Consider the following 22,732-nt stretch of genomic DNA (forward strand, 5'->3'; position numbering starts at 1 on the left):
AACAGCTCCACGGAGTGCATTTCAAGTATGGACAGAGACATAGGTGTGTCGATGGTCTATCTGAAGTCGCTGCCGGGGTTGACAGCAGTCAGATAATTACCGTGCGACAGGCAGTCCGTACATGGGCGACAGCCCAAAATCTCCACGGCTTTCGATGAAACAGAATAGGGCGGAAGATTCGAGTCTGACGGCCCCGGTTAAAGAGGCCGCGCAGCAGTTCATTCGCCAGAAGCCGCTGTTCGCGCCAATACGGCGCGTACGTCCGCGAGCGCATCCTCGAAGAGACCAAAAATCGACACCTGCGCAACCGTTGAAAGAGCGGAGAACTGCTCCGCTACCTCTTCCAGGCTCAACAGCCCTGCCAGTGCGTGCAGTTGATCGACACGGATAACGGCGGTGTCAGGCATCGCCATATCCGGTTGTGCAGAGGCGTTCAGAGAGTCAGGCATGACCTACCCCCGGTCGCATCGTTGTAGGCCTGGTTGGAGGCGGGCGCGGCGGCGTGTAGCGTGCCGATACTGTCGTGGGATGGAATGGAGGATTGGGTTTGCTTGGGACGGGCGGGAACAGGGCGCATGCTGCGACCTCCTTTGTCAGATTCGATAACCCGACCCCTCCGACGCCAATCGGGGTGGCCGGGCACAAGGCAAGGTTGGCGTACCGGTGACAAAGGAAACCGGCGAGCGCGAGCGCTCCCCCACCAAGGCCCGACCATTGGGGCACTCGATGCGGGCGTAAAAAAACCGCCGGTCGGCGGTTGCCCGCCTTTGTCATTTCCCGGACGCCAATCCAGGGTCACGCTGTGAACGTGACATTTGCAGTAGAACGCATGGTTCGACCGCGTTTTGCTTCACCCACCGCTAAAGTCCGGCTGTGGCTCACCGAGTTCGGATAGCTGCTGCCAGACGTGCTCGCCCAGCAACGTGGCAACACGGTCAACCTCCACGCCGAGTTCGGCGGCAATGAACGGCGCGACCTTCGATGGCCATGCCAGCCACGCGTCGCGCTGTGCGCGGAACAGGTTGAACACGACATCCTCCGCCAGCGCAAGCTCGATCAGGCTCCCTTCCCGCTGTTCGTATTCGAGCTTGCGCAGCAGGGCGCATAGTGCTCCTTCAGGCGTAGCGCCTCCGCCTGCGGAAGCATGCGAGGGAAAGCGTCGATATCCTGTCCTGCCGCATTTCCCGGCTCCAGGTGCGTCCCGCCGTTGCGCAGTGGGGCGTTCGTGTCGCCTATCCGTTCAGGCCGTGGCGCGGTCTTCATCAGCGTGCGGCGGTTTGGTTTGCGCCACGCCGAGCCGATCAACGCGGCGTCGATCAGTCCGTCGTCGCCACGCACAAGCGCGCCACGCTCAAGTGCGCGGCGTACCTGCTTTTCGTCGCAGCCTTCGCGGCGTGCAAACTCGCTTGCGCTAAGACGTTCGGACATTTTCCACCTCGGACAACTTTCGCAATTCCGTCGCTACGCGAAAATCGCGGTGTGCAATGCCCGCGTTGCAGGTGCGGCCAGGAAGGACCCGCGCCGCCGGTCTATCGCTTTTCCAGCCGCGCGCGGCACTCGCGCAGCAGTTCTTTCACGCGCCGCCGTTCGTCGCGCCACTGCGCCGAGCGCATGCCGTGTTTCAGCGCATTGAGCACAGCAGTGGCCTTGCCCGCGTCAGTGACCGGGCCCGTTGCGCTGTCCCAAGGTTTCCAGCGCCGAATTGCATTGGCCTGCTTCGCGCGCTGTTCCGCGGTCCAGTGTCGTCCCATGATCGTCCGTTAATAGTTCGTTCGACGTATCCGTGTTGTCTCCGCGCGCGAGGCGCTGGAGTCGCGCTGTCATGTTCGCCCCGGCCTCGTTATTCCCTTGCTGCGGCCCCGTTCGAAATATTGGCCTGCTTCACGAACGCGACCGGGCGCGGGTTCTTCAGTTCCTCCGGCGCCTCGAAAGTCGCGCGGCATTGCGCCTGCGCCTTCAAGGGCGGCGAAAGATGCGCCTGCATCTGTTTCAGGTACTCCCAGTAAGCTGTCTTGCGCGCAAGCTCTTTAAATCCGGTGCGCTGCGTGCCGCTCATGGTAGTTCTGCAGGATCGAGCGTACGGTACAGCACAGACCTGCATCGGCTCTGACAAGCACTTCGAGCAACAGCGCCTTCTCCGCCATGTAGATTTTCGCGAACGCCGGATCGCGCGCCTCCACGGTGCGCAGGTTCGATATCAGGTCCGCCGCCTTGATGGTGTGGGCCGCAGTGGACGCCGCCGCCGTATGCGCCCGGTCCAGCGCCTTGCGTGTCGCACGATCCCCGTCGTTAGGCCCGGATACTGCCGTCAATTCATGAACTAGTCGCGCAATGCTGACACCGAATTCGGTTTCGATCAGCGACAAGGGCACATCGGTATCTTCAACCGTGTCGTGCAACCATGCCGCCGCGACCATGTCGGGAGTTACCCCTTCCACAGTCGACACGAGGCTGGAGACTTCCTCAAGATGGCCGCTGTAGGGCTCGGCAGTATATTTTCGTCGCTGACCGATCGCGGTGTGTGCGCCAATCGCAAACAGAAGTGGCTTCGAGAATTCGGACAGTTCGTTGAGTGGAAAAGCTGGGGGGTGAGTCGGCCATAATGGCCGGCAACAAGGAACCAGAAGATGACGAAACGAAACCGACGGACCCACTCACCGGCGTTCAAGGCAAAGGTGGCCCTGGCGGCGCTCAAGGGCGACAAGACGCTGGCAGAACTGGCCCAGCAATTTGATGTCCATCCGAACCAGATCACGGACTGGAAGAAGCAACTGCAGGAGCGGGTTGCCGATGTGTTCGAAGCGGGGGGCGCGGCGCTGTCGGCGCCGCCAGTCGACGTGAAGGTGCTGCACGCGAAGATCGGGCAATTGACGTTGGAGAATGATTCCTAAGAAACGCCCTCCGTGGGTTGGAGGCAGAAGCCGAACTCGGCTGCCCGCCTGTGCAACTGCTTGAGGACACGCTCCTTGTAGTGCTGTTCGTAGTGGTCGGCTCCCGGGTCGACGTATTGCATGCCGAAGCGCATGGCGTTGTAGAACAGCACGGCGATCTTGCGCGCCGTGGCGGTTACGGCTTTGGCCTTGCCAATACGAGCCGCCAGCCGGCGGTAGAACGCACCCAGCGCCGTGCTCGTTTTTCCCACCGTGACAGCAGCCAGCCGCAGCAGGGCAGCCACCCGATTGGTTGTCTTGCGCGTATGTGAGGAGAGGACTTTTCCGCCGCTCACCTTGCACCCCGGCGACAGGGTCAGCCAGGAGGTGAAGTGCTTGGCAGTCGGCCATCGGCTGAGATCGGTGCCGCATTCGGCGACGAGACGCACAGCCAGGTAGGAGCCGATTCCATGGATCTGGGTGAGGTCGACGCCAGCAAGTTGGTACATGAGAGTACGCACGTCGAAGCTTAGCGCGTTGGGCTGTTGGGTCCGGCTGCGCATCTTTCCCAATGGCTGTTGCGGTACCGGCTTATCGGCGGCAAGCACGGCCAGTGTGCGCTCGATCTGGGCATCGCATTCGTCAACGCGCGCCTGGTAGAAGTCATAGAGTGCCAGGGCCTGTTGCAGCGCGAAGACGTGTTCGGGCAGGTAGTTGCCCACCAGAGCGGCACGGATCGTCTCGACGCTGGACCTGCAGTTGCGATCACGCATCGCAGCCAGCACGCCGGGATCACGCTCGCCGGCCACGATAGCGCGTATGATGCGCATCCCTGTCGCTCCCGTCACGTCAGTGACGACATGGTGCAGTTGAAGGTTCATGAAGGTCAGCGCCTTCTGCATATGCTGGATGTGGGCGGCCGCGTAGTCCAGATGTCGTTCCCGAAGCCGCAGATAGGCGCGAAGCGCGGCGATGTCGCCGCTGGGTTTGAAGCTTGGGCGCAACAGACCGCAGGCATGGAGCCGCTGCAGCCACTGGGCGTCGTTGACGTCGCTCTTCCGACCTGGGACGGCGCGAGACTCGCGTGCGTTGGCAACGATTACTTCGAGACCACGGCCTTCGAGGATCTCGTAGGCCGGGATCCAGTACACGCCGGTCGATTCCATCGCCACGGTTTTGATCCCCAGCGACACGAGCCAGTCGGCCATGCGTTGAAGGTCGCCGGTGAAGGCCTGGAAAGTCTGGACAGGCTGGTCGCACAGGTCGGGCGGCACGGCAACGACATGGAAGCGGGATCCAATGTCAATGGCCGCAGCCCGGTCGTTGATGACGGGCAGGCCTGACAACTTGCGACGGGGTTTAGGCATGATCGCGTCTCCTGCAGGTTGTGGGCGCGCCGGACGGGGGACTCGGATGAGATCACATTCCTAAACGGGGTCGCAACGAAGCGCCACCACAAGCGGGTCCGCAGCTTCCCCCTGGGCCAGGTTTTTTGACGGGATCGTACAGCCTCCAAAATCGTAGCGGCGACTGTCCATGCGCACTTCAGTCTATGCCACTGTGCGTTTCTATCCATGGGGCCGCGACGGGTCGCGATGGTCGTTTTTTAGAAAGCGCGCTCAGCAAGGCGGGACTGCTGGGCGTAAAGCGATGATCGATCGTGATCACGCTCTACCGGTGACACACAGCAGGCCCGGCTGGTAGGCATCAGCCGCTCGAGTGCCTATTACCAATCGCGTGGGGTCAGCGAAGCGGATCTGAAATTGATGCGCCGGATTGACGAGCTTCATCTCGAGCATCCATTTGCAGGGGCACGAATGCTGGCAAGGCTGCTGCGTCGCGAAGGCATCAAGGTCGGGCGCAGACACGTCAGCACCTTGATGAAGCGCATGGGCGTCGAGGCGTTGTATCGCAAGCCAAACACGAGCCGCAAGCATGCAGCCCACAGGATCTGGCCGTACCTGCTGCGCCATCGCAAGATCGAACGGGCCAATCAGGTCTGGGCGCTCGATACGAGCTATATCCCGATGGCGCGCGGCTTCGTATATCTGACGGCCGTAGTGGACTGGGCGAGCCGTCGGGTGCTGGCACACCGGGTGGCGATCACGCTGGAGAGCTGCCATGCCGTCGAGGCGCTGGAGGAAGCGTTTGCGAAATACGGCCTGCCTGAGATCGTCAACACGGATCAAGGCAGCCAGTTCACCGCAACCGAATTCACCGACGCGGTGCTCAGCCGGAACGTTCTTCTGTCCATGGATGGAAAGGGCGCCTGGCGTGACAACGTGTTCGTCGAACGGGTGTGGCGAAGCGTCAAATATGAAGAGGTCTATCTGAAAGCCTACGACTCGGTCAGCCACGCCCGCCGCTCAATCGGCAATTACCTGAACTGGTATAACCAGAACCGGCCTCATTCCAGGCTGGCCGATCAGACACCGGATGAAGCATACTTCGCCACGCTGCCAGCGATAAAATCGGCAGCTTGATTGCCTCAGCAATTCCACTTAAAAACTCGCTGATCCTGTCCGAACGAACGAGGCCACCTCTGGTGGGTTCTTGTCGAAGGGGCGGGTAGGTTTGAGCGTGCGATATGCCCAAAACCTAGCAGTAGCAGGGCTTCAGGCGGTGGGTAGGTTATTGGCCGGGAGTCTTCGGCGCGCCGCCTGCCGGTTGCCAGTTTGCAACGTTGGCGACTTCCTCGATGCCGGTCTCATTCGGGTTGCCATCCTCGTTGGTGAGGCCAAACTCCGCAGCATGCTCGCGCAGCCACTTCTTGATGGCATCCTTCACGCTCTTGCCGCTGCTCTGCGTGACAGCCAGCCAGGCAGTCACGGCAGCAGCAAGCCGTGGCGCGTACCGTGCGTCTTTGGGATTCAGGTAGTCTGGCGCATCCGTCGCCTCGGGGAAGAGGAAGCCCGCTCTCACGCCGCGCGACGCGAGCCACTTGCGAACGTCTTCGACAGTGACGGTCGTCAACGACCAGTCCGGAGCAACGCGATAGATGATCCCGCGAGCCTTCGCCGAATATGGCTCGACTTCCCACGCTTCTGCCGCATCGTCGGCCCGTATGGTGACATCCTTTGCGAAACGTTCACCGTCCTCTGGCTCTTCGTCCCATCCCCGTTCCCAGGCTGAACGGCGTATCGTCGCGTTCAGTTGCTTCGCGATGACAGCATTCGCAAGTGCGGTTTGCGCCGTATGTACCCATGTGATGCCGTCACTGTCGGTCAGGTTGGTTTCGCGGTTCCTGAAGAACTGCCGGGTCCCATCAACTGAGTTTGGGTCAAACCTGGCGATCAACGCCGCAGCATCCTCGACGCTAAGCGGATCGACCAGACTCCAAAGCGGATGAATCTCCTTATGCGAAAACGGGTCGTTCACATTGCCTCCCGAAGATTCGCCGTAGCGCTCGCAACGTTGCATCAGGCGAAACCTGGGTGCACTAGGCATCGCCGGATTCTAGCGGACTGCGACGGCAATCGGACAGAAACGCGAAGCCTCGCAGAATAGGGGAAGTGAGTGAGTTTGTGCCTGGCGATGGGCCAAATGATGGGCCGAAAAAACAAAAACCCCGTAAGTCATTGAACTTACGGGGTTTCGTTTCGATAAATGGTGGAGGCGGCGGGAATCGAACCCGCGTCCAGAAGTCCTCTACGACCAGTTCTACATGTTTAGTTCTGTCTTTTGATTTAACCGCAGCGACGCGGACGAACACGCTGCGCTACGGCGATTCACTAAATTTTCGACCCGGACGTCGTGACGCCGCCAAGGCTTAACTGACGTATATGACCTCTGTCGGTATTGCTACCGGTCTTGCGACACTAGCCCGTCAGTGAACTAGGCAGAGGACGGCGGCCCTTAGGCTGCCAGTGCGAACGTATCGTCGTTTGCAGTTACGTTTTTCCCATTGATTAACGAGGTGACGGGTCCTCGACATGCCCTAGCCGCTTCGCAACCCCTGTCGAAACCAGGTCGCCCCCGCGGTTCGTTGCTCACATATGTGAGCCAAAGGAGATTTTACAATAGATCGAGAGCCGCGTCGTGCGTCTTTGGTGGCCGCTGAATGGTGCGACATGGTTAACAAGAGTGCGGGACGGGCCCTTCAGCCGATCTGTCTGACTTTGTCAGCCGATGTCGCGCAGCAGGGTTTGCAACTCGGCCGTCGATTCTACGACGTGTTGCGCGTGCCACCGTGTCGGCGGAATGTCGTTGCCGCAATAGCCGTACGCCGCGGCGACGGTCTTCATGCCGGCGGCAAAACCGGCCTGCACGTCGCGCAGATCGTCGCCGATATAGACGACGCGCTCCGGCGCGATGTCCAGCTCACGCGCCGCGTGCAGCAACGGCGCGGGGTGCGGCTTCGAATGCGGGGTCGTGTCGCCGCTCACCACGCAGCCGGCGCGCTCCTCGAGCCCGAGTTGCGCGACGAGCGGCTCGGTGAGCCGCGCGACCTTGTTCGTGACGATACCCCAGCGCACGCCGCGCGCGTCGAGTTCGTCGAGCACTTCCGCGATACCCGGAAAGAGCGTCGTCTCGATGCACAGATCTGCTTCGTAGTTCGCGAGAAACTCCTCGCGCATCGATGCGAATTCGTGATGATCGGGCCCGATGCCGAACGCCCCGCAGATCAGTCCGCGCGCTCCGGCTGAAGCCAGCGGGCGCAGCTTCTCGAGCGGCACCATCTCGAGCCGCCGGTCGTGGCGCATCTTGTTGACGGCGGCCGCGAGGTCGGGCGCCGTGTCGGCAAGCGTGCCGTCAAGGTCGAAAAGCACGGCGAGGCAAAAGCCGAGCGTGTCGTCGTTGTCTTCGCGTTGCGGCAGGGGAGTCGGGTCGCTCATTGTTCGTTTCGGATACGGCGGATCGGGGCGGTTCGGGCAATTCAGGCGTCGCGGCGACAGGCGAGCATATAGTTGACGCTCGTGTCGGACGACAGCGCGAAAAGCTTGCTGAGCGGGTTGTACACGATGCCCTTGATGTCCGCCGTGCGCAGCTCGGCGGCGCGCACGAAGCCGGCGAGCTCCGACGGGCGGATGAAGCGCGCGTAGTCGTGCGTGCCCATCGGCAGCATTCGCGCGATGTATTCGGCGCCGATCACCGCGAACAGATACGACTTGACATTGCGGTTCAGCGTGGAGAAAAACACCCAGCCGCCCGGCTTCACGAGATTCTTGCAGGCCTCGACGATCGCGGCCGGCCTGGGCACGTGCTCGAGCATTTCCATGCAGGTGACCACGTCATAAGTGCCCGGTTCGCGTGCGGCCAGCGCCTCAGCCGCGATTTCTTCGTAATCGACGGTTACACCGCTTTCAAGACTGTGAAGATCGGCGACACCGAGTGCCTGCGTCGACAGATCGATGCCCTTCACATGAGCGCCCAAACCTGCCATCGATTCCGACAGGATGCCGCCGCCGCAGCCGATATCGAGCACCTTTTTGCCGGCGAGATGCGCGTGGGCGTCGATCCAGCTTAGACGAATCGGATTCAGTTCGTGCAGCGGCTTGAATTCGGCGTTCGGGTCCCACCAACGATGCGCGAGGTCGCTGAATTTCTGTAGTTCGTGAGGATCGGCGTTGGTCATGGTGAAGGCTGCCTCGATGAAAGCGGTGAGCGGACGCTCGAGGATAAACTGTGAGTATATAGGGCGAGAGAAAGAGCGGCAAAAGCGCGTCGGGTAGCGGGCGCTGATGCAAGCTGCGAGCCGCTGGTAGCTGAGCGGGACCCTCCTGCGTCGCGCATCACGCCAGGCCGCGGTACCCGCGCATAAAAAAAGCCCCGCCGAAGCGGGGCTTTCGATACTGCGGTAATTTCCAGCTTACTGCTTCGGCGTACCGACAACTTCGACTTCCACGCGGCGGTCCGGTGCGAGGCAGGCGATGAGTTGCTTGCGGTTCTTCTGGTTGCAACCGGTGGTAACCGGGTTGCGCGGACCCTTGCCTTCCGTGTAGATACGGTTGGCTTCGACGCCCTTGCTGACCAGGAAGGCCTTCACAGCTTGAGCACGACGCAGCGACAGACGGTCGTTGTAGGCGACGGAACCGATACGGTCGGTGTGGCCCGTAGCGACGACGACTTCGAGGTTGATGCCCTGGATCTTCGATGCCAGTTCGCTCAGACGTTCCTTGCCGGCCGGCTTCAGGATTGCCTTGTCGAAGTCGAACAGCGCATCAGCTTGATACGTAATCTTTTCGCTGGAGATAGCCGGAGCCGGAGCGACCGGTGCCGGCGGGGTCGGAGCCTGAGCAACCAGAGCGCCGTCGCACTTGGCGTTAGCCGTTGCGGGCGTCCAGAATGCATCGCGCCAGCAAAGCTCGTTCGTGCCGTTCATCCACACGTATTCGCCAGTACCATTCACCCAGTTGTCGTTGGTAGCTTGTCGCGACGCCGGCACCGACTGCGCCATGGCGGATGCAGCCATAACTGCGGTAGCTGCAATGAACGCGAGCTTTGAAAGTTTATTCATATTTCTCCTCTCGAAATTGAGATTACCGCAGGTTTACTGCGAGCCTGTTGACGAAGACCAGTCATACATTGCTCGAAGTATAACATTGGTGCGGAACAAAAACCGTTTGTGTAGACTTCGAGCAGTGTCTGACTCTTTGTGCGTTGGCATTTTGCCATATCGTTCCCTTCCGACGAAAAAAAAATCCGCCCCCGATCAAATCCCCCTCCAATTGTGGTGCATGCGCAACAAATGTTTTCGTCTGAGCGGTCCGCCGGCTCTGGCTGAGCGGCGAATTGGTCCCATGCAGGAATCGAGCCTGACGAGACTGAAATTGTGCGATCGGCGAGGTGTTGGCGGGTGGCCCTCTAATATGTATACGTACCTTCGTCGGGCGTGGATTCGTGGCATGTTAGAATCGCGTGATGCGTTGCGCCTGCAATGCTTACGCGAAGAAGCGGCGAAACCCCGCCTTCGCACGTAAAAGATACGGATAATGGATCAATTCGCCAAAGAGACTCTGCCAATCTCCCTTGAGGAGGAAATGCGCCGTTCGTATCTCGATTACGCGATGAGCGTTATCGTAGGGCGAGCGCTTCCCGATGTCCGCGATGGCCTGAAGCCGGTGCACCGGCGCGTGCTGTTCGCGATGCACGAGCTGAACAACGACTGGAACCGCGCCTACAAGAAGTCGGCGCGTATCGTCGGCGACGTCATCGGTAAATACCATCCGCACGGCGACACCGCTGTCTACGACACGATCGTACGGATGGCGCAGGACTTCTCGCTGCGCTACATGCTCGTCGACGGCCAGGGGAACTTCGGTTCCGTCGACGGCGACAACGCCGCGGCGATGCGTTACACCGAAATCCGCATGGCGAAGATCGGCCACGAACTGCTGGCCGACATCGACAAGGAAACGGTCGACTTCGGGCCGAACTACGACGGTAGCGAGAACGAGCCGGCCATCCTGCCCGCGCGCATCCCTAATCTGCTGATCAATGGCTCGTCCGGCATCGCGGTCGGCATGGCGACCAATATCCCGCCGCACAACCTCAATGAAGTCGTCGACGCGTGTCAGCACCTGCTGAAAAACCCGGAAGCGACGATCGACGAGCTGATCGAGATCATCCCCGCGCCCGACTTCCCGACCGCCGGCATCATCTACGGCGTGGCCGGCGTGCGCGACGGCTATCGCACCGGCCGCGGCCGCGTCGTGATGCGCGCGCTGACGCACTTCGAGGAAATCGACCGCGGCCAGCGCATGGCGATCATTGTCGACGAGCTGCCCTATCAGGTGAACAAGCGCTCGCTGCTGGAGCGCATCGCCGAGCTCGTCAACGAGAAGAAGCTCGAAGGCATTTCCGACATCCGCGACGAATCCGACAAGAGCGGCATGCGTGTCGTGATCGAGCTGAAGCGCGGCGAAGTGCCCGAGGTCGTGCTGAACAATCTGTACAAGGCGACCCAGCTTCAGGACACGTTCGGTATGAACATGGTCGCGCTCGTCGACGGCCAGCCGAAGCTCCTGAATCTGAAGGAAATGCTGACGTGCTTCCTGTCGCATCGCCGGGAAGTGCTGACGCGGCGCACCGTCTACGAACTGCGCAAGGCGCGCGAACGTGGTCACGTGCTCGAGGGTCTCGCGGTTGCGCTCGCGAACATCGACGAATTCATCGCGCTCATCAAGGCCGCACCGACACCGCCTATCGCCAAGCAGGAGCTGATGTCGCGCGCGTGGGATTCGTCGCTCGTGCGCGAAATGCTGTCACGCGCCGAGTCGGAAAACGCGTCGGCGGGCGGTCGCGAAGCTTATCGTCCGGAGGGACTGAACCCGTCGTTCGGCATGCAGGCCGACGGCCTTTACCGTCTGTCCGATACGCAGGCGCAGGAAATCCTGCAGATGCGCCTGCAGCGACTGACCGGTCTCGAGCAAGACAAGATCATCGGCGAATACCGCGACGTGATGGCGCAGATCGCTGACCTGCTGGACATTCTGGCTCGCCCGGAACGCATTTCGGCGATCATCGTCGACGAACTCACGTCCATCAAGGCCGAATTCGGCGATGCGCGTCGCTCGAAGATCGAGTTGAACGCGACCGAGCTGAACACCGAAGACCTGATCACGCCGCAGGAAATGGTCGTGACGATGTCGCACGCGGGCTACGTGAAATCGCAACCGTTGTCCGAATATCGAGCCCAGAAGCGCGGTGGTCGTGGCAAGCAGGCCACTTCCATGAAGGAAGACGACTGGATCGACACGCTGTTCATTGCCAATACGCACGACCACATCCTGTGCTTCTCGAACCGCGGCCGTGTGTACTGGGTCAAGGTCTACGAAGTGCCGCAGGGTTCGCGCAATTCGCGCGGCCGGCCGATCGTCAATATGTTCCCGCTGCAAGAAGGCGAAAAGATCACGGTCGTGCTGCCGGTCAAGGAGTTCTCGGCCGACAAGTTCGTGTTCATGGCGACCGCGTTGGGAACGGTAAAAAAGACGCCGCTGGAAGCATTTAGCCGGCCGTTGCGCAAGGGTATTATTGCGGTCGGTCTCGATGAGGGCGATTACCTGATCGGCGCCGCGATCACCGACGGCCAGCACGACGTGATGCTGTTCTCGGATTCGGGCAAGGCAGTGCGCTTCGACGAAAACGACGTGCGTCCGATGGGCCGCGAGGCGCGCGGCGTGCGCGGCATGCAACTCGAGGACGGCCAGAACGTGATCGCGTTGCTGGTGGCCGGCGACGAGCAGCAGTCGGTGCTCACCGCAACCGAGAACGGCTACGGCAAGCGCACCCCAATCACCGAGTACACGCGTCACGGCCGCGGCACGAAGGGCATGATCGCAATCCAGACGTCGGAGCGTAACGGCAAGGTCGTTGCCGCGACGCTGGTGGACCCGGAAGCGCAGATCATGCTGATTACCACGACGGGCGTGCTGATTCGCACGCGCGTGTCGGAAATTCGCGAAATGGGACGCGCAACGCAAGGTGTTACACTCATCAGCCTTGACGAAGGGACCAAGCTGTCCGGTCTGCAACAGGTAGCGGAGGCCGAGGGCGAGTCGGAAAGCGATTCCGACGGCTCCGCTGAAGGTGATAACGGCGGTGAGGGCGGCGGCGCGGCTTGATCCGTGCCAGCGGCTTTCAGTCTCAGTTAATACGTTGAAGCTACGCTGCGGGTCAGCGCGTATCGGGCCGGTACGCTTTCCCGTGTGGCGTGCAGTTCAGGTTAATTTCTCTTAGGGAGTAGTGATGCAAAAACGATTCAAACAACTGATGTTGCTGGCTGCCATCGTGCCGACCTTCGCCATGGCTCAAGCGCTGCAGAACCAGGCGCCTGCGGCTCCGGCTGCCGCAGCAGCACCGGTTGATCCGGCCAAGCAAGCTGCCATCAAGGAGCTGCTCGACGCCATCGATGCGCAGAAGCTGGTTGGCGCAATCGGCAACAGCGCGCAGATGCAGGCCAAGCAGCTCGTTCCGGCAATCCTGTCGGACGCGCTGACCGAGAACAAGACGATGACGGACAAGCAGAAGCAAGCCGCCGTGCCGACGCTGCAAAAGAACGCGGTGCCGAAGCTGGTGGACAGCGCGGGCCAGGTGTTCGCGACCGACTCTTTCCGTCAGGACGCGATGCAATCTCAGTACGACGCGTACGCGAAGTACTACAGCACGTCGGAAATCAAGGATCTGACCACGTTCTACAAGAGCCCGACCGGTCGCAAGTTCATCCAGGTGCAAGACCAGGTTGGCCGCGACGTCGTGAACGGTCTGATGCAGAAGTACATGCCGGAATCGATCAAGGCAACGCGTGACCAGGCCGACAAGGAAGTCGCATCGGTCAAGCCGGCTGCCAAGTAAATTCCGCTCGCAGGCTGCGCTGATCAGCCGGCCTGTCGTCGCGCCCGCTGGGCCACCCGGCGTGGCGGGTTGGCGGCGACAATGCGATAATGGTCGTTTGCGCACTGGCGCAGACGGCCATTTTCTTTTTCGGCGAGCCATTTCGCAGTTCTTTTCGCAGTTCTTTTCGCCGATTCCCGCGCGACTTCGTTATTTCGCGCCCGCTTCCAGGACCTCACATGCGCGTCTTTAATTTCTCCGCCGGCCCGGCGGCCATGCCCGAAGAAGTGCTGCGCCAGGCAGCCGACGAGATGCTGAATTGGCAAGGCAGTGGTATGAGCGTGATGGAAATGAGCCATCGCGGCAAGGAATTCATGTTGATCCACGAGGAAGCGTTGACCGATCTGCGTGAGTTGCTGCAGGTGCCGGCAAGCCACCGCATCCTGTTTCTGCAGGGCGGCGGACTCGGCGAAAACGCGATCGTGCCGATGAACCTGCTCGGCTCGAAACCGCGCGCGGATTTCGTCATCACCGGCTCGTGGTCGGAGAAATCGTTCAAGGAAGCGCAGAAATACGGCAGCGTGCATCTCGCCGCGACCGGCAAGACAGCCGAGGGCTTCACCCGCGCGCCGGCGCACTCGGAATGGCAGCTGTCGGACGATCCGGCTTACGTGCACTTGTGCACCAACGAGACCATTCACGGCGTCGAAACCTTCGAGATTCCCGACCTCGGCGATACTCCGCTCGTCGCGGACGCGTCGTCGCATATCCTGTCGCGCCCGATGGACATCGCCAAATACGGCGTGCTATTCGGCGGTGCGCAGAAGAACATCGGCATGGCCGGCGTGACGGTCGTGATCGTGCGTGAGGACATGCTAGATCGCGCGATGCCGATCTGCCCGTCGGCGTTCGAATGGAAGACCGTCGCCGAGAACAATTCGATGTACAACACTCCGCCCACCTACGCGATCTATATCGCCGGGCTCGTGTTCAAGTGGTTGAAGAAGCAGGGCGGCCTCCTGGCGATGGAGGCACGCAACCTCGAAAAATCGAAGCTGCTGTACGACACGATCGACTCGAGCAGCTTCTATCTGAACAAGGTCGAGCGTGGCTCGCGCTCCCGGATGAACGTACCGTTCTTTCTCGTCGACGAGTCGCGCAACGAAGATTTCCTGTCCGGCGCGAAAGCGCGGGGATTGGTGCAGCTAAAGGGCCACAAGTCCGTCGGCGGCATGCGGGCGTCGATTTATAACGCCGTCCCGCTCGAAGGCGTCAAAGCGCTTGTCGAATACATGAAGGAATTCGAACAGCGCAGTGCCTGAGTCACACTGACCGGCAGGCGTGCGCATCTTTTCCAGCAGTTACCCGGCAAAGCCGTTTTACGCATGGACGACGAACTCAATACACGACTCAAACCTCTGCGCGATCGCATCGACGCGCTCGACGCGCAGTTGATCGCGCTCCTGAACCAGCGCGCGTCGGTCGCGCTCGAAGTCGGGGAGGTCAAGAAGCATTTCAACGCACCGGTGTTCCGACCCGAGCGCGAGATGCAGGTGATCGCGCGCCTGCAGGAGATGAGCGCGGGGCCGCTTGCGGACGAACACATCAGCGCGATCTGGCGCGAGATCATGGCCGCAAGCCGCGCGCTCGAAAAGACCATCAAGGCCGCGTACCTCGGACCCGTCGGCACCTATAGCGAACAGGCGATGCATGAGTACTTCGGTCAGTCGATCGAAGGGCTGCCGTGCCCGTCGATCGATGAAGTGTTCCGCTCCGTCGAGGCGGGCGCCGCCGACTACGGCGTCGTGCCGGTCGAGAATTCGACCGAAGGCGCGGTGTCGCGCACGCTGGATCTGCTGCTGCAAACGCAGCTGACCATCGGCGGCGAACTCGCATTGCCGATTCATCACAACCTGCTCACGCAAAACGGGCTCGCCGGCGTCACGCGCGTGTGCGCGCACGCCCAGGCGCTCGCGCAGTGCCAGCGCTGGCTGTCGACCAACGCGCCGCATCTCGAGCGCCAGGCGGTGTCGAGCAACGCGGAAGCTGCACGGATGGCAGCCGAAGATCCGACCGTCGCGGCCATCGCCGGCGACCGCGCCGCGATCCACTACGGCCTGCAGGTCACCAACGCGCTGATCCAGGACGATCCCCACAACCGCACACGCTTCGTCATGATCGGCAAGCAGCCGACCGGTCCGAGCGGCTACGACCAGACCTCGCTGATTGTGTCGGTCGTGAACGAACCGGGTGCGATGGTCAAGCTGCTCGAGCCGCTGGCGCGCCACGGCGTGTCGATGACGCGTTTCGAATCGCGCCCGGCGCGCGTCGGCACGTGGGAGTACTACTTCTATATCGACGTCGAAGGCCATCGCGACGACCCGGCCGTGGCCGCCGCGCTCGCCGGGCTCGGCGAGAAGGCCGCGTTCCTGAAAATACTCGGCTCGTATCCGCGCGCCCGGTAAGGGCTGGCGGCGCAGTCCGGGCGGCGTCAAGTGCACTGCCCGAACGCATATTTCACTATCCATCGTCGTTCGGAGATTTTCATGACAGCGTCTTTCGGCCCTTCCTATGTGCGTGCGATCGCGCCGTACATCGCCGGCAAGCCGATTTCGGAAGTGGCCCGCGAGTTTGGTCTCGACGAGGCGAGCATCGTGAAGCTGGCATCGAACGAGAATCCGCTCGGCATGCCGGAATCCGCGCAGCGCGCGATGGCGCAGGCGATCGCCGAGCTCGGCCGCTATCCGGACTCGAACGGTTTCGAACTGAAGGCGGCGCTCGCCGCGCGCTACGGCGTGCCGGCCGAGTGGATCACGCTCGGCAACGGCAGCAATGACATCCTCGAACTCGCCGCGCACGCGTTCGTCGAGAAGGGCCAGGCGGTAGTGTTCTCGGAGTATTCGTTCGCGGTCTATGCGCTCGCAACGCAAGGCGTCGGCGCGCGCGCGATCGTCGTGCCGGCAGTGCACTATGGTCACGACCTCGACGCGATGCTTGCCGCGATCGACGACGACACGCGTCTCGTGTTCGTCGCCAATCCGAACAATCCGACCGGTACGTTCGTCGACGGTCCGACGCTCGAGGCGTTTCTCGGCAAAGTGCCGCGCCATGTGGTCGTCGTGCTCGACGAGGCGTACACCGAGTATCTTTCGGCGGACAAGCGATATGACTCGATCGACTGGGTGCGCCGCTATCCGAACCTGCTGGTGTCGCGCACTTTCTCGAAGGCGTTCGGCCTGGCGGGCCTGCGTATCGGCTTCGCGATCGCGCAGCCCGGCTTGACCGATCTGCTGAATCGTCTGCGTCAGCCGTTTAACGTCAATACGCTCGCGCAGGCCGCAGCGATTGCGGCACTGAACGATAGCGCATTTCTGGAAAAGAGCGCGGCGCTGAACGCGCAGGGCTATAAGCTTCTGACCGAGGCGTTCGACAAGCTCGGTCTCGAATACGTGCCATCCGAAGGTAACTTCGTGCTCGTGCGCGTCGGCGGTGACGACGAAGCCGGCGCCCGGGTGAATCTCGCACTGTTGAAACAGGCTGTGATCGTGCGACCGGTCGGCAACTACGGTTTGCCGCAATGGCTACGCATCACGATCGGCCTGCCGGAGGAAAATGGAGCGTTCCTCGCGGCGCTCGAAAAGACGCTTGCCGAGCCTGCCGCTGCGTAAGCATTGCTCCTTGATCCCGCGCGTCGGCCGGCAGGAGCGGCGCGCTTATTGTCCGTATTGTGTGAGCGACGTGGCCGCGTTTTCTTTTAACAAGCTGGTGATTTTCGGTGTCGGCCTGATCGGCGGATCGCTCGCGCGCGCGTTGCGTGAACGCGGCGAGGCCGGCGGGGCACGCACGGTGGTTGGGGTGGGACGGACGTCCGCGTCGAGCGAGCGCGCGTTGGCGCTCGGGGTGATCGACGGCGCCGCGGCGCTCACCGACGACGCCGCGCTGCGCGACGCGCTAGCGGGCGCGGACTTCGTGCTGCTCGCGGCGCCGGTCGCGCAGACACAGCCGCTACTCGAACGCATCGCGCTGCATCTCGACGCCAACACGATCGTCACCGATGCGGGCAGCACCAAGTCCGACGTGGTCGCCGCCGCGCGCGCGGCGCTCGGTGCACGGATCGGCCAGTTCGTGCCGGGCCATCCGATCGCCGGCCGCGAGTCGAGCGGCGTCGACGCCGCGTTGCCCGATCTGTACGTGAACCGCAACGTCGTGCTGTGCCCGTTGCCGGAGAACGCGCCGGAAGCGGTCGAGCGCGTCGCGGCGATGTGGCGCGCCACCGGCGCCTTGGTGCGGGACATGACGCCGCAGCAGCACGACCGCGTGTTCGCGTCGGTCAGTCATCTACCGCACGTGCTGTCGTTCGCGCTCGTCGAACAGATCCTCAGTTCGCCCGACGCCGCTTTGAAGTTCTCGTTCGCGGCGGGCGGATTCCGCGACTTCACGCGCATCGCCGCGTCGAGTCCGGAGATGTGGCGCGACGTCTGCGTCGCCAATCGCGCGGCGCTGCTCGACGAACTCGACGCGTATACCGCGGTGCTCGCGCGCCTGCGCACGGCGATCGAGGCCGGCGACGGCGCCGCGCTCGAAGCGGTGTTCGCGCGCTCGCGCGTCGCGCGCAGTCAGTGGCAGGAGCAGCGTGCGGCTGGCGTGGCCGCCAGCGACGCGTCCAAATAACCGGAAACTGGACACATCATGGAATTCCTCGATCTCGGACCTTTTTCCCGTGCGTCCGGCACGATTCGTCTGCCCGGCTCGAAGAGCATCTCGAACCGCGTGCTGCTGCTCGCCGCGCTCGCCGAAGGTGAGACGACGATCACGAACCTGCTCGATTCCGATGACACCCGCGTGATGCTCGCCGCGCTCGAAAAGCTTGGCGTACGTCTGAAGCGCGACGGTGACACCTGCGTCGTGACCGGCACGCGCGGCGCGTTCACCGCGCGAACGGCCGACCTGTTCCTCGGCAACGCGGGTACGGCGGTGCGTCCGCTGACCGCAGCCCTCTCCGTGAACGGCGGCGACTACCGGATCCACGGCGTGCCGCGCATGCACGAGCGGCCGATCGGCGATCTCGTCGACGGCCTGCGCCAGATCGGCGCGAAGATCGACTACGAACAGAACGAAGGCTATCCGCCGCTACGCATCCGTCCCGCCCAGATCACGGCCGACGCGCCGATCCGCGTGCGCGGCGACGTGTCGAGCCAGTTTCTGACCTCGCTGCTGATGACGCTGCCGCTCTTGCGCACCGCGAGCGGCGTCACCACCGTGCAGGTCGACGGCGAGCTGATCTCGAAGCCGTACATCGAGATCACGATCAAGCTGATGGCGCGCTTCGGCATCGACGTCGAGCGTCACGGCTGGCACCAGTTCGTGGTGCCGGCCGGGCAGCGTTATCAGTCGCCAGGCGCGATCATGGTGGAGGGGGATGCGTCGTCGGCGTCGTATTTCCTTGCCGCGGGAGCGCTCGGCGGCGGCCCGCTGAGAGTGGAAGGGGTGGGCCGCGCGAGCATCCAGGGTGACGTCGGCTTTGCCGATGCGCTGATCAGGATGGGCGCGAACCTTCAGATGGGCGAGGACTGGATCGAAGTGCGCGGCGTCGGCAACGACCATGGCAAGCTCGATCCGATCGACATGGACTTCAACCTGATCCCCGACGCGGCGATGACGATTGCGGTCGCCGCGCTGTTCGCGGACGGCACGACCACGCTGCGCAACATCGCAAGCTGGCGCGTCAAGGAAACCGACCGCATCGCCGCGATGGCGACCGAGCTGCGCAAGGTCGGCGCGAAGGTGCAGGAGGGCGAGGATTTCCTCGTCGTCACGCCGCCCGAAAAGCTCATCCCGAATGCCGCGATCGACACCTACGACGACCACCGTATGGCGATGTGCTTCTCGCTCGTGAGCTTGGGCGGTGTGCCGATCCGCATCAACGACCCGAAGTGCGTCGGCAAGACGTTCCCCGATTATTTCGAGCGCTTCACGGCGCTCGCGCAAGCCTGATGCAATCCAGATTCGCGTGCGAATCGCCCGATGTGCGACATTTTTAGATGAAACCGATCCGTCCCTTTCACCAGACGCCCGTCATTACGATCGACGGCCCCAGCGCCTCCGGCAAAGGCACTGTGGCCGCGATGGTGGCCGCCAACCTCGGCTTTCACCTGCTCGACAGCGGCGCGCTCTACCGGCTCGCGGCACTCGCGAGCCTGCGCTACGGCATCGCGGCGGACGACGTCGACGCACTTGTCAAACTGATCGACGACCTCCATATCACGTTTCGCGAGGGGCTCGCGCAGCTCGACGGCGTCGATGTATCGACCGAAATTCGTGCGGAGGAAGTGGGCAGCCGCGCCTCGGTGATCGCCGTTCACGCGCCGGTGCGAACCGCGCTGGTGGCGCGTCAGCGGGCGTTTCGCAAGGAGCCGGGGCTCGTCGCCGACGGGCGCGACATGGGCACCGTGATCTTTCAGGATGCCGTGCTGAAGGTGTTCATGACGGCGAGCGTCGAGGCCCGCGCGACGCGCCGGCATAAGCAATTGATCCAAAAAGGATTTTCTGCTAATATAGATGACTTGCTCCGGGATTTGCGTGAGCGCGACGAGCGTGACAGTCAGCGCGCGGCCGCGCCGCTCAAGCCCGCGGCGGATGCAAAACTGCTTGATACCTCCGCATTGTCGGTCGACCAGGCGGTCGAGCAGGTGGTGCAATGGTATGAAGCGCTGGTCCCGCATGCGTAACTGAAACGGTCATGCGGTAGTGGCCAGAAAGCGGCAGTCCTGTTGTTGGTAGGTGCTTCGCGACGGTCGCGAAGCGTTGTTTTTTTAACCCTTTAACCCCGCGTGGCGTTCGCGTATTTGCCGTAGTTGCTGACCAGTCCGGTGAGCCAGGCGTTGCGAAGACCATGCAAACTCTGATTTTTATGTCCGACCTGCAAACCTCTACCCCGAATACCGAATCTTTTGCGGCTCTGTTCGAAGAGTCGCTGACCAAGCAGGACATGCGCGCTGGCGAAGTGATCTCCGCGGAAGTCGTGCGTGTCGACCACAACTTCGTGGTCGTGAACGCTGGTCTGAAGTCCGAAGCCTACATCCCGCTCGAAGAGTTCCTGAACGACGCGGGCGAGGTAGAAGTGCAGGCGGGCGACTTCGTTTCCGTCGCGATCGACGCGCTGGAAAACGGCTATGGCGACACCATCCTGTCGCGTGACAAGGCGAAGCGTCTGGCTTCGTGGCTGTCGCTGGAAAAGGCGCTGGACAACAACGAACTCGTAACCGGCACGATCACGGGCAAGGTCAAGGGCGGTATGACCGTGATGGTCAACGGCATCCGCGCGTTCCTGCCGGGTTCGCTGGTTGATACGCGTCCGGTCAAGGACACCACCCCGTACGAAGGCAAGACGCTCGAATTCCGCGTCATCAAGCTCGACCGCAAGCGTAACAACGTCGTGCTGTCGCGCCGCGCTGTCATCGAGGCAACGCAAGGCGAAGAGCGCGCGAAGCTGCTCGAAACGCTGAAGGAAGGCGCGATCGTCGAAGGCGTGGTCAAGAACATCACCGACTACGGCGCGTTCGTGGACCTCGGCGGTATCGACGGCCTGCTGCACATCACGGACATCGCATGGCGTCGTGTGCGTCACCCGAGCGAAGTTCTGTCGGTTGGCCAGGAAGTCACCGCGAAGATCCTCAAGTTCGACCAGGAAAAGAACCGCGTTTCGCTCGGTATCAAGCAACTGGGCGACGATCCGTGGGAAGGCATCTCGCGCCGTTACCCGTCGGGCACGCGTCTGTTCGGTAAGGTCACCAACATCACCGACTACGGCGCATTCGTCGAAGTGGAATCGGGCATCGAAGGCCTCGTCCACGTGTCGGAAATGGACTGGACCAACAAGAACGTTGCTCCGTCGAAGGTTGTCCAATTGGGCGACGAAGTCGAAGTCATGGTTCTCGAAATCGACGAAGACCGCCGTCGTATCAGCCTCGGCATGAAGCAGTGCAAACCGAACCCGTGGGACGACTTCAGCCGCAACTTCAAGAAGGGCGACAAGATCAGCGGCGCCATCAAGTCGATCACCGACTTCGGCGTGTTCATCGGTCTGCCGGGCGGCATCGACGGTCTGGTTCACCTGTCGGATCTGTCGTGGAGCGAAACCGGCGAGGAAGCCGTTCGCAAGTACAAGAAGGGCGACGAAGTGGAAGCGATCGTTCTCGGCATCGACGTCGAGAAGGAACGTATTTCGCTGGGTATCAAGCAGCTCGAAGGCGACCCGTTCAGCAACTACGTTGCAATGAACGACAAGGGTTCGGTCGTCGACGGTACTGTCAAGTCGGTGGACGCGAAGGGTGCTGTGGTCCAACTGTCGGGTGAAGTCGAAGGCTACCTGCGTGCTTCGGAAATCGCCCAGGACCGCGTGGAAGACGCTCGCAACGTGCTGAAGGAAGGCGACAAGGTCAACGCGATGATCATCAACATCGATCGCAAGTCGCGTGGCATCAACCTGTCGATCAAGGCGAAGGATTCGGCTGAGCAGCAGGAAGCCATCCGCGGTCTCGCTGCTTCGGATTCGAGCGCAGCCGCTACCGGCACGACGAACCTCGGCGCGCTGCTGAAGGCCAAGCTCGACGGCCAGAACCAGTAAGCCTGAGAGGTCTGCTGCAGTATGACCAAATCGGAATTGGTCGCCCAGCTGGCTACGCGGTTTCCGCAACTTGTTCTTAAGGATGCGGATTTCGCGGTGAAGACGATGCTCGATGCGATGTCGGAGGCGCTTGCCAAAGGTCATCGCATCGAAATTCGTGGCTTCGGCAGCTTCGGGCTCAACCGCCGTCCCTCCCGCGTTGGACGCAATCCGAAGTCGGGCGAGAAGGTGCTGGTACCTGAGAAGTACGTACCGCACTTCAAGCCAGGCAAGGAATTGCGCGAGCGGGTGGATCGTCGCGCGGGCGAGCCGCTGAAGGCCGAAGAGCCGGATGACGACCTTTAATGACTCCGCTGTGCGTCTTGCAGCGTGGCATAGCTAGCGTCAGCGGCCAAAGCCAGTCGGCAAAAGACCAGGAAAAGCGCCTTCGGGCGCTTTTTTTTCGACCATCGTTTGAGAAGAGGGCGCCTCCCGGTGCGGCCTTTGCATTTCGCGAATCACCCGTAAGTGCGCCATCCCGCCACTTGCTGCCCAGCCCCGAGGTCATCCATTACAATACGGGTCACTTCGGCGCGGGCAACACCGTGGCGCGACGCGTCATCGAGCCGGCGTCACCCCGCAACTGCCGTCAAGAGATCTATTCATGAAATTTATCGTCTGGCTGATCCGTGTGCTGGTGTTCGTGCTGCTGCTGGTGCTGGCGCTCTCCAACACGCAACCCGCTACGCTGAATTTCCTCGCCGGCTACGTCTGGTCGGCGCCTCTGATTCTGATCGGTCTCGCGTTTTTCGTGATCGGCTTGCTCGCGGGGCTCGTGTCGGCGATGCCGGCCGTCGTACGTCTGCGCATGGAGAATGGCCGGCTCAGGCGCGAGTTGCGCGTGGCGCGCGAAACTCCAGCCGTCGTCGAGCAGCCGCCGATGCCGCCGCTGATCTGAACTCCGTTGCGCCGCGCGCTCTGAGCG

General features: G+C 62.1%; 22 protein-coding genes, 1 other RNA gene and 2 pseudogenes. 13 read left to right on the top strand and 12 right to left on the bottom strand.

Features of this window, described 5'->3' with window-relative positions; translation table 11 throughout:
• Positions 1–218 precede the first annotated feature (218 nt).
• From HDG37_RS36770 to HDG37_RS36795, 6 genes are all read right to left on the bottom strand, one after another.
• On the bottom strand, positions 219–449 hold the full coding sequence (locus tag HDG37_RS36770) for a hypothetical protein (protein WP_184056242.1): 231 nt from the start codon (positions 447–449) through the stop codon (positions 219–221).
• A 401-nt stretch (positions 450–850) separates the two neighbouring features.
• Positions 851–1,030, bottom strand: a complete 180-nt coding sequence (locus tag HDG37_RS36775; RefSeq protein ID WP_184056244.1) for a hypothetical protein — start codon at positions 1,028–1,030, stop codon at positions 851–853.
• 26 nt (positions 1,031–1,056) lie between these two features.
• Positions 1,057–1,428, bottom strand: coding sequence for a hypothetical protein (locus HDG37_RS36780; RefSeq protein WP_184056246.1), 372 nt, complete (start codon positions 1,426–1,428; stop codon positions 1,057–1,059).
• 101 nt (positions 1,429–1,529) lie between these two features.
• Positions 1,530–1,751, bottom strand: a complete 222-nt coding sequence (locus HDG37_RS36785; protein WP_184056248.1) for a hypothetical protein — start codon at positions 1,749–1,751, stop codon at positions 1,530–1,532.
• 89 nt (positions 1,752–1,840) lie between these two features.
• On the bottom strand, positions 1,841–2,056 hold the full coding sequence (locus tag HDG37_RS36790; protein WP_184056249.1) for a hypothetical protein: 216 nt from the start codon (positions 2,054–2,056) through the stop codon (positions 1,841–1,843).
• Positions 2,028–2,654, bottom strand: a complete 627-nt coding sequence (locus tag HDG37_RS36795) for an HD domain-containing protein (protein WP_184056251.1) — start codon at positions 2,652–2,654, stop codon at positions 2,028–2,030. The genes HDG37_RS36790 and HDG37_RS36795 overlap by 29 nt, the downstream gene beginning before the upstream one ends.
• Between HDG37_RS36795 and HDG37_RS36800 the strand changes: the two are divergent.
• Positions 2,628–2,885: pseudogene (locus HDG37_RS36800) on the top strand (transposase); the annotation flags it as partial. The gene HDG37_RS36795 and the pseudogene HDG37_RS36800 overlap by 27 nt on opposite strands.
• 2 nt (positions 2,886–2,887) lie before the next feature.
• On the opposite strand, the gene HDG37_RS36805 reads toward HDG37_RS36800, so the two are convergent.
• Complete coding sequence (locus HDG37_RS36805; protein WP_184056253.1) at positions 2,888–4,237, bottom strand: IS110 family transposase; 1,350 nt, start codon at positions 4,235–4,237, stop codon at positions 2,888–2,890.
• A gap of 235 nt (positions 4,238–4,472) precedes the next feature.
• On the opposite strand from HDG37_RS36805, the pseudogene HDG37_RS36810 reads away from it, so the two are divergent.
• Positions 4,473–5,353: pseudogene (locus HDG37_RS36810) on the top strand (IS3 family transposase); the annotation flags it as partial.
• Positions 5,354–5,501: 148 nt separating this feature from the next.
• Here HDG37_RS36810 and HDG37_RS36815 read toward each other — a convergent pair.
• The 5 genes from HDG37_RS36815 to ompA all read right to left on the bottom strand — a co-directional run bounded on the left by HDG37_RS36815 (position 5,502) and on the right by ompA (position 9,327).
• Positions 5,502–6,248, bottom strand: coding sequence for a hypothetical protein (locus tag HDG37_RS36815; protein WP_184056255.1), 747 nt, complete (start codon positions 6,246–6,248; stop codon positions 5,502–5,504).
• A gap of 229 nt (positions 6,249–6,477) precedes the next feature.
• Positions 6,478–6,847, bottom strand: a transfer-messenger RNA (tmRNA) gene (gene ssrA, locus HDG37_RS36820).
• A gap of 144 nt (positions 6,848–6,991) precedes the next feature.
• A complete protein-coding gene (gene gph, locus HDG37_RS36825) occupies positions 6,992–7,705 on the bottom strand; it encodes a phosphoglycolate phosphatase (protein ID WP_184027663.1) in 714 nt (237 codons plus the stop codon).
• A gap of 41 nt (positions 7,706–7,746) precedes the next feature.
• On the bottom strand, positions 7,747–8,445 hold the full coding sequence (ubiG, locus tag HDG37_RS36830; RefSeq protein WP_184027677.1) for a bifunctional 2-polyprenyl-6-hydroxyphenol methylase/3-demethylubiquinol 3-O-methyltransferase UbiG: 699 nt from the start codon (positions 8,443–8,445) through the stop codon (positions 7,747–7,749).
• A gap of 234 nt (positions 8,446–8,679) precedes the next feature.
• Entirely contained in the window at positions 8,680–9,327 is a 648-nt protein-coding gene (ompA, locus tag HDG37_RS36835; protein WP_026225971.1) for an outer membrane protein OmpA, read from the bottom strand.
• A 475-nt stretch (positions 9,328–9,802) separates the two neighbouring features.
• Between ompA and gyrA the strand changes: the two genes are divergently transcribed.
• The 11 genes from gyrA to HDG37_RS36890 all read left to right on the top strand — a co-directional run bounded on the left by gyrA (position 9,803) and on the right by HDG37_RS36890 (position 22,705).
• Positions 9,803–12,433 (top strand): DNA gyrase subunit A, encoded by a 2,631-nt coding sequence (gene gyrA, locus HDG37_RS36840; protein WP_184056257.1) that lies wholly within the window; start codon positions 9,803–9,805, stop codon positions 12,431–12,433.
• Positions 12,434–12,557: 124 nt separating this feature from the next.
• Positions 12,558–13,163: a DUF2059 domain-containing protein gene (locus HDG37_RS36845; protein ID WP_184027684.1), complete on the top strand. Its 606-nt coding sequence runs from the start codon at positions 12,558–12,560 to the stop codon at positions 13,161–13,163.
• 218 nt (positions 13,164–13,381) lie between these two features.
• Positions 13,382–14,464 (top strand): 3-phosphoserine/phosphohydroxythreonine transaminase, encoded by a 1,083-nt coding sequence (gene serC / locus HDG37_RS36850; RefSeq protein WP_184056259.1) that lies wholly within the window; start codon positions 13,382–13,384, stop codon positions 14,462–14,464.
• 63 nt (positions 14,465–14,527) lie between these two features.
• Positions 14,528–15,607, top strand: a complete 1,080-nt coding sequence (gene pheA / locus HDG37_RS36855) for a prephenate dehydratase (protein ID WP_018421374.1) — start codon at positions 14,528–14,530, stop codon at positions 15,605–15,607.
• An 81-nt stretch (positions 15,608–15,688) separates the two neighbouring features.
• Entirely contained in the window at positions 15,689–16,810 is a 1,122-nt protein-coding gene (gene hisC, locus HDG37_RS36860) for a histidinol-phosphate transaminase (RefSeq protein WP_184056261.1), read from the top strand.
• Between the two features lie 61 nt (positions 16,811–16,871).
• Positions 16,872–17,813, top strand: coding sequence for a prephenate dehydrogenase (locus HDG37_RS36865; RefSeq protein ID WP_184028740.1), 942 nt, complete (start codon positions 16,872–16,874; stop codon positions 17,811–17,813).
• An 18-nt stretch (positions 17,814–17,831) separates the two neighbouring features.
• Positions 17,832–19,136, top strand: a complete 1,305-nt coding sequence (gene aroA / locus HDG37_RS36870; RefSeq protein ID WP_184056263.1) for a 3-phosphoshikimate 1-carboxyvinyltransferase — start codon at positions 17,832–17,834, stop codon at positions 19,134–19,136.
• A gap of 47 nt (positions 19,137–19,183) precedes the next feature.
• Positions 19,184–19,870: a (d)CMP kinase gene (gene cmk, locus HDG37_RS36875; RefSeq protein ID WP_184056265.1), complete on the top strand. Its 687-nt coding sequence runs from the start codon at positions 19,184–19,186 to the stop codon at positions 19,868–19,870.
• A 164-nt stretch (positions 19,871–20,034) separates the two neighbouring features.
• The gene (gene rpsA / locus HDG37_RS36880) at positions 20,035–21,768 is read left to right on the top strand and encodes a 30S ribosomal protein S1 (RefSeq protein WP_008921410.1); all 1,734 of its coding nucleotides are present in this window, start codon (positions 20,035–20,037) and stop codon (positions 21,766–21,768) included.
• 21 nt (positions 21,769–21,789) lie between these two features.
• Positions 21,790–22,113, top strand: a complete 324-nt coding sequence (locus HDG37_RS36885; RefSeq protein WP_006050255.1) for an integration host factor subunit beta — start codon at positions 21,790–21,792, stop codon at positions 22,111–22,113.
• A 298-nt stretch (positions 22,114–22,411) separates the two neighbouring features.
• Positions 22,412–22,705 carry a lipopolysaccharide assembly LapA domain-containing protein gene (locus HDG37_RS36890; protein WP_013090140.1) on the top strand — a complete coding sequence of 98 codons (294 nt, stop codon included), beginning with the start codon at positions 22,412–22,414 and terminating at the stop codon, positions 22,703–22,705.
• The last annotated feature ends 27 nt before the right edge of the window (positions 22,706–22,732 follow it).

Source organism: Paraburkholderia sp. MM5384-R2 (assembly GCF_014201025.1).
Lineage (GTDB): Bacteria > Pseudomonadota > Gammaproteobacteria > Burkholderiales > Burkholderiaceae > Paraburkholderia > Paraburkholderia tuberum.